10 protein-coding genes are annotated in these 12,757 nt (G+C 69.4%); 7 read left to right on the forward strand and 3 right to left on the reverse strand.

What is annotated here, in order from left to right:
- Positions 1 to 55: 55 nt before the first annotated feature.
- From ABDJ40_RS06570 to ABDJ40_RS06585, 4 genes are all read left to right on the forward strand, one after another.
- On the forward strand, positions 56 to 1,312 hold the full coding sequence (locus tag ABDJ40_RS06570; protein WP_347607786.1) for a cation:proton antiporter: 1,257 nt from the start codon (positions 56 to 58) through the stop codon (positions 1,310 to 1,312).
- An 81-nt stretch (positions 1,313 to 1,393) separates the two neighbouring features.
- Positions 1,394 to 2,497 carry an ACP S-malonyltransferase gene (gene fabD, locus ABDJ40_RS06575; protein ID WP_430765611.1) on the forward strand — a complete coding sequence of 368 codons (1,104 nt, stop codon included), beginning with the start codon at positions 1,394 to 1,396 and terminating at the stop codon, positions 2,495 to 2,497.
- Positions 2,478 to 3,317: a 4'-phosphopantetheinyl transferase family protein gene (locus ABDJ40_RS06580; RefSeq protein ID WP_347607792.1), complete on the forward strand. Its 840-nt coding sequence runs from the start codon at positions 2,478 to 2,480 to the stop codon at positions 3,315 to 3,317. The genes fabD and ABDJ40_RS06580 overlap by 20 nt, the downstream gene beginning before the upstream one ends.
- A 125-nt stretch (positions 3,318 to 3,442) precedes the next feature.
- A complete protein-coding gene (locus tag ABDJ40_RS06585; RefSeq protein ID WP_347607795.1) occupies positions 3,443 to 3,802 on the forward strand; it encodes a hypothetical protein in 360 nt (119 codons plus the stop codon).
- A 57-nt stretch (positions 3,803 to 3,859) separates the two neighbouring features.
- Here ABDJ40_RS06585 and ABDJ40_RS06590 read toward each other — a convergent pair whose 3' ends face one another.
- The 3 genes from ABDJ40_RS06590 to ABDJ40_RS06600 all read right to left on the reverse strand — a co-directional run bounded on the left by ABDJ40_RS06590 (position 3,860) and on the right by ABDJ40_RS06600 (position 9,640).
- Positions 3,860 to 4,294 carry a hypothetical protein gene (locus ABDJ40_RS06590; protein WP_347607798.1) on the reverse strand — a complete coding sequence of 145 codons (435 nt, stop codon included), beginning with the start codon at positions 4,292 to 4,294 and terminating at the stop codon, positions 3,860 to 3,862.
- 236 nt (positions 4,295 to 4,530) lie between these two features.
- Positions 4,531 to 5,103 carry a YceI family protein gene (locus ABDJ40_RS06595; protein ID WP_347607801.1) on the reverse strand — a complete coding sequence of 191 codons (573 nt, stop codon included), beginning with the start codon at positions 5,101 to 5,103 and terminating at the stop codon, positions 4,531 to 4,533.
- 163 nt (positions 5,104 to 5,266) lie between these two features.
- On the reverse strand, positions 5,267 to 9,640 hold the full coding sequence (locus ABDJ40_RS06600) for a chemotaxis protein CheB (RefSeq protein ID WP_347607804.1): 4,374 nt from the start codon (positions 9,638 to 9,640) through the stop codon (positions 5,267 to 5,269).
- Between the two features lie 229 nt (positions 9,641 to 9,869).
- Between ABDJ40_RS06600 and ABDJ40_RS06605 the strand changes: the two genes are divergently transcribed.
- Genes ABDJ40_RS06605 through ABDJ40_RS06615 form a run of 3 tightly spaced genes read left to right on the forward strand, consistent with a single transcriptional unit; the run spans position 9,870 to position 12,752 of the window.
- A complete protein-coding gene (locus tag ABDJ40_RS06605) occupies positions 9,870 to 10,556 on the forward strand; it encodes an ABC transporter ATP-binding protein (RefSeq protein ID WP_347607807.1) in 687 nt (228 codons plus the stop codon).
- Positions 10,553 to 11,959, forward strand: coding sequence for an ABC transporter permease (locus ABDJ40_RS06610; protein ID WP_347607810.1), 1,407 nt, complete (start codon positions 10,553 to 10,555; stop codon positions 11,957 to 11,959). The genes ABDJ40_RS06605 and ABDJ40_RS06610 overlap by 4 nt, the downstream gene beginning before the upstream one ends.
- A 16-nt stretch (positions 11,960 to 11,975) precedes the next feature.
- Positions 11,976 to 12,752: an outer membrane lipoprotein-sorting protein gene (locus ABDJ40_RS06615; RefSeq protein WP_347607814.1), complete on the forward strand. Its 777-nt coding sequence runs from the start codon at positions 11,976 to 11,978 to the stop codon at positions 12,750 to 12,752.
- The last annotated feature ends 5 nt before the right edge of the window (positions 12,753 to 12,757 follow it).

Genomic DNA, 12,757 nt, shown 5'->3' on the forward strand with positions numbered 1-12,757 from the left:
CCGGGCGTCTTTTCTTCAATGCCAGATCTGCCTGACTTGACCACGCGTGGGTGACATGAGCGACATCTTCATATTCCTGGCCCAGGCCTTCTTCATCATTGCCCTGCCGCCGGCGCTGACCAGCCTCCTGCGCTTGCACTCGATGGTGCCGCTGGTCGTCATGCAGATCTTTCTGGGCATCCTGATGGGCCCCTCCGGCCTGGGCCGGCTGGCGCCCGAGCTGTACGCCGGCCTGTTTCCACCTGGTTCCCTCACTTTTCTGTCGCATGTGTCCTCGCTTGCCCTCTTCTTCTTTGCCGTGCTGACGGGGGTGCACCTCGATGCCGGCTTCCTGAAGGGCAGCGGCAGAAAGCTGGGCATGATCTCCATGGCCAGCATGGTGGTGCCGCTGCTGCTGGGCGCGCTGGCAGGGGTTGCCGTGTGTGCCCTGTACCCCTTTGCCATGCCGGAGAACGGCTCCGTGCTGGAGTTCGCCATTGGTGTCGGCATCTGCTGTGGTGTCACGGCCTTGCCGGTGCTCGCAGCCATGCTGCGCGAACTGGACCTCACCCACCAGCGCCTCGGCCAGTTCGCCCTGGCCCTGGCCGCCGGCAATGACGGCATGCTGTGGATCCTCCTGGCCGTCTTCCTGTCCTTCGTCCATGCCGAGGGCGCGAACGCGGGCAACCTGCTGCTCATGGCGACGCTGATCGCCGCCTATGTGGCGCTGGTGTTCCTGGTCGTGCGCCCCGTTTTGGCGGCCGTGGCACGGCGGCCGGCGGTCTCCGACGGGGCCAAGATCATTGCCGTCTGTGGCACGGCCATGACTTCCGCGGCAGCCACCGAGTACCTGGGCCTGCATTTCCTGCTGGGCGCCTTCATCGCGGGCGCGATTGTTCCCGCCGCCTGGCGCAAGACCCTGCTGGCGCAGCTGCAGCCCATCACCGTGAATGTCCTGATCCCCTTCTTCTTCATCAGCACGGGCCTGAAGGTCCTGGTGGACTTCCATGCGGCGGGCTTCGCGGAGATCACCGCGTTGGTCACGGCCTGCGCCATCGTCGGCAAGGTCGTGGGCACCTCGGTCGCGGCGCGGCTGACCGGCGAGTCCTGGAGCTTCTCACTCAAGCTCGGCTCGCTGGCCCAGGCCAAGGGGCTGATGGAACTGGTGGTCGCCACGATCCTGCTGGACGCCCACGTGGTGTCCCGCACGATGTTTGCCGCCCTGATCCTGATGGCGCTGGTCAGCACCGCCCTGACCTTGCCCTTCATGCGCCTGACGTCGAACCGCAGCACGGAGCCGTCAACACCAGGCGTGCCCGCCAGTGCCTCGTGACGTATTCGCCCCTCACCACCGATTCCCCCTATGACCGACCACGCTCCAGCGCCCGCCCAGGGCCAAGCCCTCACTGTCTTCATGTTTCCCGGGCAAGGGTCCCAGGAAAAGGGCATGGGTGGCGACCTGTTCGACCAGTTCCCGGAGCTCACCGCTCAGGCGGATGCGGTTCTGGGCTACTCCATCAGGACCTTGTGCCTGGAAGACCCGCGGAATGAGCTGAACAACACGCGCTTCACCCAGGCCGCGCTGTATGTCGTGAACGCCTTGAACCATCTCCGCAAGATGCAGGCGGGTGGGCGCCGGCCGGACTACCTCATCGGCCACAGCCTGGGCGAGTTCAATGCCCTGCTGGCGGCCGGCTGCTATTCCTTCGAGACCGGCCTTCGGCTGGTCAAGAAGCGTGGCGAGCTGATGGCGCAGGTGTCGGGCGGCGCCATGGCCGCCATTCTCAACGCCAGCCAGGACTTCATCGAACGGACCTTGTTCGAGGCCGGCCTGGATGACGTGAGCGTCGCCAACTACAACACGCCCTCCCAGCTGGTGATCTCGGGGCCGGCCGAGCAGCTCGCCAAGGCCGAGCCGCTGCTGCGGGTCGGCAAGACCCGCTTCTATCCCCTGAACACCAGCGGGGCCTTCCATTCGAAGTACATGCAGCCGGCCCAGGCCGCCTTCGCTGCCTTTCTCGAGGGCTTCACGTTCTCGCCGCCAACGGTGCCTGTCATCGCCAACGCCAGCGCCAGCGCCTACGCGCCCGATGCGGTCGCCAAGGGCATCGCCCAGCAGATCGCCAGCCCGGTGCGCTGGTGCGAGAGCATCCAGGGCCTGCTGGCGAGCGCCACTGCGCAGGGCCGCCCCCTGAACTTCGAGGAACTGGGGCATGGCGATGTGCTGACACGGCTGGTCCTGGCCATCAGGCAGCAGACGGCGTCACCACCTGCCAGTGCCGCAGTCGCACCGGCACCTGCACCGCGCGCCGTGGAGCAGCGACCGCTCAGCGCGGTCGAGAAGATCGCGGCCTGGAACCGGCTGCATCCGGTGGGCTCCAGGATGCGATCGCTGCGCAAGGACTACCCGGAGCTCGAGACACGCAGCGATGCCGTCGTGCTCTTCGGTCATCGGGCCGCCGTCTACATGAAGGGCTACAGCGGCTACTTCGACATCGATGAACTGGTGCCGGCCTGAGCAGGGCGCGGGCAATGAGTGCTTCGAGCGGGCGGCCCCGGACGATGTCGAGGGCATCGACCTGTGGCTGGCCTTCGAGGACGAGGCGAGCGACCCGGCCCTGCTGAACCGGCTGCGCACGCTGCTCAGCGATGACGAGCGCGCGCAGGCCGGGACGTTTGTCTTTGACCGCGACCGGAAGCGGTTCGTGCTCACCCGGGCGCTGGTGCGCACCGTGCTGTCGCGCTATGCGCCCGTGCCTCCTGGGGCGTGGGCCTTCTCGATCAATCGCTACGGACGCCCCGCCATCGACCTGCGCCACGCGCTGGGCAACGGGCTGGACTTCAATGTGTCCCATACCGCCGGCCTGGTCGTGATGGGCGTCACCCGGCGGCGCGTCCTCGGGGTGGACACCGAGGACTGGATGCACCGCCCGGTCACGACAAGCCTCGCTCGGCATTGCTTCACTGCCCAGGAGGTCTCGGCCCTGATGGCCGTGCCCGCCTCGGGTTTCGCGGATCATTTTTTCCAGTACTGGACCTTCAAGGAGGCCTACATCAAGGCCCGCGGCATGGGGCTGTCCCTTCCCCTGGACCAGTTCAGCTTCCACTACCCCTGCCAGGCGACCGTGACCATGACGGCAGCGCCGGCGCTGGACCCGGATGCGTCGGCGTGGCATTTCGAGCAGTTCCGGCCCACGCCCCGCCACCTGCTGGCGGTGTGCGCGGACCTCGGGCCGGAGGGCCGCCCTCCCCGCATCAGGCTGCGTCGGGTGGTCCCGACGGTGGGGGCGTGGGTCCTGCCGCTGGCGCCCACGCGGCGCACGGTCCGAGCGAGTTAGTCTAGCGGCTGTTGGCGCCGACTCAAATTTGACCGTGGGTCAGCTTTCGGCGAGCGTCAACCGTCCTGGAGGCTCGCGAAGTCTCGGCTGGCGGGCAGCCCTGCGGTGCGCGGTACAGGGGGCGCGTGGAGTTCGCCATCAAGAACACCGCAGAAGGGGCCTTGTTCGAGTTCGGCTATGTCCCCTTCCTGAAGGTCGGGGCGAGCTATCTGCTGTTCCTGAGCCGGTATGCAGACGTTCCCGTCGAGGCCATTCCGACGTTCGCCGCCCGGTGCGAATCGGCACTGCCCTCCGCAGCGATCGTCGGGCACTGGCGTGGCGCGATGGAGATCGCCGGCGACACCAGCCAGCCCGCCCAGCAGGACCGCTGGCTGGTCCGCCCGCCCCGCCTCTTGGTGTTTCCCCCTGCCACCCGAAGCACGCTCGTGAATGGCCAGAAGCACCTGTACCTGAGCGACCTGCTCAAGCGCATGCGCCGTCCATGACGGCAGACCAGGCGGTCGGGCCGCGGCGGCGAGCCGTGGCCCCGGCACTGCAAGGGCCTACTTGGTATTCGGCGGAATGAACATCTCGCCGACCTTCTCCTTCTGGCCCTCGAAGGTGTTGAAGACGGTGAAGCGGATGCCACCGTCAGGCAGGCGGCCGCCCCACTTGCAGGTCAGGGTGTGGACCCAGGGCATCTTGGTGACGGTGGTCTGATCGAACTTGCAACGGTCAACGGGCTTGTTCTGGGCGTCCGTCCACTCGATGGAGGGCGTGTGCTTGCCCAGCTTCTTGTAGGCCACATAGGCCAGCACATAGGCTTCCTCGGCCGGGTCGTTGACGTTGTAGACGGTCCAGATCATCTTCGGGTTGACGAAGTTGTTGACTTCCACAGTCCCGGAGGTGTTCATGATGCCCACCAGGCCGGCGGTGTCCCCGGCCCAGGCGCCTTGTGCGGCGAGAAGGGCAATTGCTGCGCTGACCAGACTCTTCATCGATGTCGTCCTGCTTGGTTCGTGATGACCAGGGCAGTCTAGGAGGGGCGGCGAGCGCCCCGGCCCGATAGGCGACGAAATGGAGAAAATCTTCACGCGCAGGTCACACCCGGGCCGACGCAAGACCTGGCCCCCGTGTCTTTGCACAACACTGCATGCGGCTGCCGGCTGCATCCGGGCAGGGTCCAGCAGCAAGGGCCTGGCCCTGGCGACCCGGCCCCTGCCCCGCCCGCGGTTCACTCGCGCGCCACGGCCTCCACCTGGATGCGCAGGTTCACGTCCATCTTGAAGCCCCAGTCCTTGCCCGCGGCCAGGCCGAAGGACTCGCGGTTGAAGCTGCCGGAGGCGTCCGCGCCGCAGAAGTCGCGCTTGAGCATGGGGTGCGGCATGCACTTGAGCTGGTGGATGGCCAGGACCATGGGCCGGGTCTGGCCGTTGAGGCTCAGCTCGCCCACCACCTGGGTCGGCACGCCGCCCTGGGCGCCCCCCTCGAAGCGGCCCTTGAAGACGGCGCTGGGGTGCTTCTCGACGTTGAAGAAGTCCTTGCCCGTGGCCCACGCGTTCATCGCGTCCAGGCCGAAGTCGATGCTGGCCAGGTCCATCGTCACCTCGACGCTGCCGGCGCCGCTGGCCTTGTCATAGACGATGGTGCCGGCGCTTCGATTGAGCTTGCCGCGCCAGTAGGACATGCCCATGTGGTCGGCCTCGAAGCTGGGGTAGGTGTGGGTGGGGTCGATCTCGTAGCTCACGGGAGCGGCCTGCGCAGCGGCAGCAACGAGCAGGGCGGAGACGAGCAGCAGTGATTTCATCGTGGATCCTTGTGAAGCGGCTTGGCAGGGTCGCCATCCCTACGACGAAGCGGGGCGGCGGTTCTCGACAAGCCCGCATCATCGCCCGTCCACGAAGAAGGCAGGCAGGGCTGGGTGCTGCCACCCGCCCGCGCCCGGCACGAGCGCTGGACGAGCGGCAGGGTCAGGGGCTGCGCGGTGGCGCCTGCTCGATGCGCTGCAACAGGGCATCCGCGTCCACGGGCTTGACGAAGTGCGTGTCGCATCCGGCGCTGCGGGCCCGGTCCACGTCCTCCTTCAGGCCATAGCCCGTGAGTGCGATGAGGGTCACGCCGGACATCGCCGCGCGTCCACGCAAGGTGCGCGCGACCTGGTAGCCGTCCAGGCCGGGCAGCCCGATGTCCAGAATGATCACGTCGAAAGGCTGCTGATCGGCCACGGCGAGGGCGCGCGCGCCGTCAAAGGCCAGGCACACCTCATGGCCGTGCAGTTGCAGGATGGCGCCCAGCATCTGCGCCGCGTCGACGTTGTCGTCCACCACGAGAACCCGCCGCGCCAGCGGGCTGGCACGCGGGACCGCCGGCGAGGCCGGGGCCTGGGCGGGCGACTTCGGCAGCGGCTCCAGCAGAGGCAGACGCACGCTGAAGGTGCTGCCCTTGCCCAGGCCGGGGCTGGACGCGGTCACCTCGCCGCGGTGCAGCTCCACGAGCTGGCGCACCAGCGTCAGCCCCAGGCCCAGGCCGCCCTTGGCCCGGTCCAGGGTGCGGTCGGCCTGGCTGAACAGGTCGAACACGCGCGGCAGCATGTCCGCCGAGATGCCCGCGCCGTTGTCGCTGACCTGCACCAGCACCTGCCGCCCCAGCGCACAGGCCTTGACCTGGATCTCGCCGCCCTCGTCGGTGTACTTCGAGGCGTTGTTCAGCAGATTGGCAAAGACCTGGGTCAGGCGTACCAGGTCGCCACTGATCAGCAGCGCTTCGTCCGGCACCTCCACGCGCAGCACTTGGCTTCGCGAGTCGATCAGGGCCTGGCTGACTTCGATCGAACGCTCGATCACGACGCGCAACTCGACAGGCGCCAGCTCCAGCTCGGTCTTGCCGCGTGCGATGCGCGCCACGTCCAGGAGGCTGTCCAGCAGACGGCTCATCGCCTGCGTCTGGCGCTCGATCACGCCCACGGCCCAGGCCGCCGTCTCGCCCGCGGCGTCCTGGCGCGACAGCAGCTGCGCCGCATTGCGGATGGGGGCCAGCGGATTGCGCAGTTCGTGGGCGAGCATCGCCAGGAATTCATCCTTGCGGCGGTGCGCGTCCATCAGCTCGCGCTCCGCGAGCTTGCGGTCGTCGATGTCCAGCATCAGGGCCACATAGCCCGCAAACTCGCTGTCGCCGCCGACATGCGGCACGCTGATGGAGCGCGTCCAGCGCGGCACGCCGTCATGGCGGCGCAGGCGGATGTCGATCTCCAGGCGCGCGCGCGCCGCATAGGCACGGGTCTGCTCGGCCAGGTAGCGCTGGCGATCCTGCGGATGGACGAACTCCAGCCAGCCGCTGCCCAGCAGCATGTCAATCGAGGCCCCGGTGAACTCGGTGCAGGCGCGGTTGACGAACTGCGCCAGGCCCTGCCTGTCTTCCACCCGCAGCAGGGCGGGAATGTCATCGGCCAGGCGGCGGAAGCGGACCTCGCTCTCGATGCGCCGCCGCTCGGTGATGTCGCGCTCGGTGGACAGGAGCGCCGCCGGCATGCCCTGCTCATTGCGCAGCGCGGACATGACCACCGACACATTGATGCGGTGACCACCCCGCGTGCAGCGCAGGACATCCGCCGGCCCGGCTGCGCCGGCCTCCAGCGCCCGCTTCATCAGCCGCCGCGTCCCGTCCTGGTACTCGGGCGGCACGAGGTCGAAGATCGTCAGCTGCCGGGCCTGCGTTGCCGTGTAGCCGAAGATCCGCTCCGCCCCCTGGTTCCAGTTGAGGATGAGCCCCTGAGGATCCAGCGTGAGCACCGCGTCGTTGGAATGGTCCAGCACCGAGGCCAGCTGGCGCACCTGCTGCGCGGCGTTGCGGATCACCGTGATGTCGATGTAGGTGGCCACCACGCCATCGACTTCACCGGTCTGCGTCAGGAAGGGCTGCAGGCGGCGCAGGTACAGCCGCCCGTCCAGGCTCGTGATCTCGGCGTCCGAGGTCTGGCGCAGGTCGAAGGTGCGGCGCGCCTCCTGGGCGAACTGCGGGTCCTCGACACGGCTGGCGATGTCGCTGAGCAGGCGGCCCTCGTCGCCGGAACGCAGGCTGAACAGCTGCATGGCTGCGGGGGTGAAGCGCCGGATGCGCATCTCGCGGTCCAGCAGGATGGCGGCCAGCGCGGTGCTTTCCAGCAGGTTGGACAGGTCGTCGGCATGGCGCGCCATCTCGGCCATGCGCTCCTCGAGCTGCGCGTTGACGGTGGCCAGCTCTTCGTTGAGCGACTGCAGCTCCTCCTTGGAGCTTTCCAGCTCCTCGGTCGAGGACTGCAGCTCCTCGTTGAGAGAGGACGCCTCCTCGCTGGCCAGGCGCAGCTCCTCGTTGCTGCGCTCCGCATCCTCCAGGGCCTGCGCCAGCTCGCGCCGGCTTTCCTCCAGCTCGCTCAAGCCCTCGCCTGCAGGCGGGACCGGCGCTGCCGGCCCAGGTGCGCGGCCGGAGGCGGTGAACGTCACCACGAAGGCACCACGGCCCGCCTTGCCCTGCACGGGCTCGGCCTGGATGAGCACCTGCTTCGTGAGCAGCCCGTCCTGCAGGGCGATCTGGCGCGAGGTGGCCGCGCCCTCGGAGAAGGCCTGCCGGATCAGCAGGCGCATCGCGGGCTTCAGCTCCTGCCGGACAGTGCGCAGCAGCTCCTGGGTGGCATCGCCCTGCGGCGCCAGGAAGCGCCCGGTGTCGCCGTGGTAGTGCAGGGCGCGGCCCTCGCGGTCGATGAGAACCGCCGCGCTGACCTCGCGGCCCGTCAAGTGCAGGCGCAACACATCGCCGGCCGCCAGCGAGCGGTCGGCGGCCCGGTAGGCCGATTCCGCGGCGGGGCTGAGCGGCGCCATGAAGCCTCGCGGGAGGTGGGAACGCCCCCCCAGGCGGCGGTACACGCGCATCGGGCGGGAGACCGGCTCGAACAGGCTGCCGTGCCCGGTGAGGGACTCGGCCTTGCCCAGCCACAGCAGCCCGCCGGGCTTGAGCGCGAAATGGAAGAGCTGCACGATGCGGTCCTGCAGCGACTGCTCCAGGTACATCAGCACATTGCGGCACAGCAGCAGGTCCAGGCGCGAGAACGGCGTGTCCCGCGCCAGGTTCTGCGGCGCGAACATGACGCTGTCCCGCAGCGGCTTGCACACGACGAAGTCATCTCCCCGGCGGTCGAAGAAGCGCGCGAGGCGCTCGGGCGGCATCGCGGCATCGATCGAGGCCGGATAGACGCCGCGCCGGGCGACGGCCAGCGCCTCCAGGTCGATGTCTGTCCCGAACACCTGCACGGCCGGCGGCAGCCCGCGCTGCTCCAGCGCCTCGATCAGCAGCATGGCGATGGAATAGCTCTCCTCGCCAGACGAGCAGCCGGGCGTCCAGACGCGCAGCGGAGGGGCGTCGGGCTGGCGCTCGGCCAGCAGGGCCGGCAGGAGGGTGTCCGCCAGCTCGTCCCAGGCCTCGCCGTCGCGGAAGAACTCGGTCACCCCGATGAGGAACTCGGCGGCCAGGGCCGCGCTCTCCTCGGGGGTGTCGCGCAGCAGCTCCAGGTACTCGCCCAGCTGCTGGCAGCGGCTGCGCACCATCCGCCGGCGCAGACGCCGCCGCAGCATTCCCGGCCGATAGAGCTGAAAGTCGTGCCCCGTGCGATCCAGCACCAGGGCCAGGGCCTCATGGAGCAGGTCCTCGCTCTCGGCGCTGACGTCGTCGTCGCCGGCAGCCTCGTCCGGGAGCGGCTGCGGCTGGCGCTTCAGATAGTCCAGCAGGGCCAGGGCCATGGCGCGCGGCGCCATCACCTCGTCCGCCGCGCCGGCGGCGATCGCGCTTTGCGGCATGCCGGGGAACTCGGCCGTCGCGGGCGTCTGGGCGAAGGTCCAGCCGCCCGCGGCCTTGATGGCCTTCAGCCCCGCGGTGCCGTCGTGGTCGGTACCGCTGAGCACGATGCCGATGGCGCGGGCGCCGGCATCCTCGGCCAGGCTGGCCATGAAGTGGTCGATGGGGCGCAGGCCGGCGGCCCTGTCGACGGGCTTGTCCTCGAAGGCCAGCACATTGCCCTGCACGCTCATCCAGCATCCGGGCGGCATGACATGGACGCGCCCCCCGCGAATCCGGTCGCCCGCCTGCACCTCCTGGGCGGGCAGCATGCCGGCGCGCTGCAGCAGCTCGGCCAGGTAGCTGACGTGGTGCGGCGGCAGGTGGGTCAGCACCACGAAGGCCAGCCGCTCGTCCGGCACCATGGCACCGAAGAATTCGCGCAACGCCTCCAAGCCACCCGCAGAGGCCCCGAGCGCCACGACCATCGGGTGCCCCGGCGGGGAAGAGGAATCAGCGGGGATGTCGAGGGACTCGTTCACGGTGCTCCGGGTGAGGGCTGCACCGCGCGCATGACGCCGTTCGCTGCGGAGGCCGCCCCGGATGGGTGGCTCTCGCACTGTGCCTATGCCTGTGCCCGGGCAGTCTACTCCCTGCGTGGTTCGCCTCGCCGGCATGCCCCACTTTACGGTCGGGCCTCTGTCGACTCCATTCAATACCCCAGTCGCCCGAACTGCGAGACTGCTGCGGCCGACACCATCACCCTCCACCATGGCCCCCATCGTTCTCCAGCAGGTCCAGAAGACCTACCGTATGGATGCCGTCAGCGTTCCGGCGCTGCGCGACATCAGCCTCCGGCTCTCACCGGGGCGCTTCAGCGTGATCGCTGGCGCCTCGGGCAGCGGCAAGACCACCCTGCTCAACATCATCGGCTGCCTGGACCAGGCGGATGCGGGCGAGGTGCAGGTGCTGGGCGAGTCCGTGCGCAGCCTCAGCGACAACCAGCTGGCCGACCTGCGCGCGCGGCGCCTGGGCTTCGTGTTCCAGAACTTCAACCTGCTGCCGGTGCTGGACGCCTACGAGAACGTCGAGTACCCCACGCTGCGCCTGGGCCTGTCCGCGGCGCAGCGCCGTGAGCGCGTGGGCAGCCTGCTGGAGGCCGTGGGCCTGGCCGAGTTCGCCCGGCACCGCCCGGGGCAGCTGTCCGGCGGGCAGCGGCAGCGGGTGGCCGTGGCCCGCGCCCTGGCCAACGAGCCCGAGCTGGTGCTGGCCGACGAGCCCACGGCCAACCTGGACAGCAGCACCGGCGCCACCATCATCGCGCTGATGCGCCGGCTGCAGCGCGAGCGTGGCGTGAGCTTCGTGTTCTCCTCGCATGACCAGCAGCTGCTGGCCGAGGCCGACGAGGTCTTCCACATCAAGGACGGCGTCATCGACCGCCAGGAGGTCCGCGCATGAACGCCACGACCTTCAAGCTGGCCCTGCGCAACCTGCTGCGCAACCGCCGCCGCTCACTGACCACCCTGCTGGCCATGGTGGTGGGGCTGGGCGCCATCCTGATCTTCGGCGGCTACAGCCGCAATGCCATCCTGGGCATGGAGACGGGCTTCATCCAGCTCCACGGCCATCTGCAGGTGCAGCGCCAGGGCTACTTCCTCTACGGCAGCGGCAATCCGGCCAGCTACGGCATCAAGGACTACGAGGCTCTGATGCAGCGCATCCGCGGCGATGCGGTGCTGGGCCCCCTGGTCAGCGTGGTGACGGCCAAGCTGGAGCTGGGCGGCCTGGCCGGGCACTTCGCCGCCAACCAGTCCACGCCGGTGGCCGCCGCCGGCATCGAGCCCGAGGGGCAGGCCGCGCTGCGCCGCTGGGACGACTACGGCGCCGCCATGTACTCCGCCCCGCGCGACCTGCGCGGCAGCCCGCCCAATGCCGTCGTCATCGGCCTGGGCGTGGCCCGCAAGCTGCAGCTCTGCGCGGAGCTGCAGGTGGCCGACTGCCCGCCGCCGCCCGAGGCGGAGCCGAGCGGCACGCAGGAGGGCATCCCCGCCGACATTGCGGCCCTCAGCAGCGAGCAGGCCCAGGCGCGGCAGGCGGGCGCGCAGGATCCGGTGCAGATCGAGATGCTGGCCTCCAGCCTGCGCGGTGCGCCCAATGTCGTCGCCCTGCAGGTGCTGCGGGCGGAGAACTTCGGCCTCAAGGAATTCGATGACCGCGCCACCGTGATGCACCTCGCCCAGGCGCAGAAGCTGGTCTACGGCGGGCAGGCGCCGCAGGTGACGGCGCTGCAGATCCAGCTGAAGCACACGACCGCGCTGCCGCTGGCGCAGGCGCGGCTGAACACCCTGCTGAAGGAGCCCGGCGTGAGCACGCAGGCCCTGGAGGTGCTGGACTTCATGACCCTGGCGCCCATGTACCGCCAGAGCCTGGAGTTCTTCGATTCCATGTTCGGCTTCATCGCCGTGCTGATCGGCGTCATCGTGCTCTTCACCGTGGGCAACACCATGAGCACGGCGGTGATGGAGCGCACGGTCGAGATCGGCACGCTGCGCGCCATCGGCGACCGCCGCAGCGGCATTCGCGGCCTTTTCCTGGCCGAGGGCCTGCTGCTGGGCCTGATCGGCGTGGTGCTGGGCCTGCTGGTGGCCCTGGTCGTCGCCGCGCTGATCAACCGCGCCGGCCTGAGCTGGACGCCGCCCGGCTATGTCTATGCCTACCCCATCCGCGTGCGCCTGCTGGGCGACTGGGGCCTGCTGCTGGGCAGCGCTACGGGCCTGCTGAGCGTGGCCCTGCTCTCGGCCTGGTGGCCGGCGCAGCGGGCGGCGCGGCTGCAGATCGTCGAGGCCCTGCGCCATGTCTGAGGAGAAGACCGTGCCGATGCTTCCATCCCGTCGTGAGTGGCTGGCCCTGGCCGCCTTGCTGTGTGCCGGGGGCCTGGCCCACGCCGCCACCGATCCCCAGGCCCTGCTGGCCGCCAGCGATGCCGTGCGCAACCCCGATCACGGCTTCGGCCTGACCAACACCCTGCTGGAGTACCGCCAGGGCAAGCAGACCGACAGCAGCACGCTGGCCGTCTATTCCAAGGCCGACGCCAGCGGGCAGTTCCGCAGCCTGGTCCGCTTCATGGCCCCGGCGCGCGACACCGGCAAGCTGATGCTCTACAGCGGCAAGGACCTCTGGTTCTACGACCCCGCCAACCGCGCCAGCATCCGGCTCTCGCCCCAGCAGCGCCTGCTGGGCCAGGCCTCCAACGGCGACGTGGTGACGGTCAACCTGGCCCGCGACTACCAGGCCACCGAGGCCGTCGAGGAAGAGGTCAGCGACGGCGACCGCCAGAAGCGGCGCAGCTACCGACTGAGCCTCGCCGCGCGCAATGCAGACGCCAGCTACCACCGCATCCTGCTGTGGATCGCCGTGGACGGCCTGCGTCCGCTGAAGGCGCAGTTCATGGCCGAGAGCGGCGCCCTGCTCAAGACCGCCTTCTACCGCCGCTACCAGGCGCAGCTGGGCGCCGAGCGGCCCACCGAGACCGTCATCATCGACGGCCTGGACCCCAGCTGGGTCACCGTCATGCGCCTGAGCGACTGGGCGCGGCGGGACGTGCCCGAGGCCTGGCTGCAGCGCGACTACCTGCCGCGCTTCAAGCCGGAATGAGGTCC

The sequence above is a fragment of the Roseateles flavus genome, from assembly GCF_039872765.1.
Taxonomy (GTDB): domain Bacteria; phylum Pseudomonadota; class Gammaproteobacteria; order Burkholderiales; family Burkholderiaceae_C; genus Roseateles_B; species Roseateles_B flavus.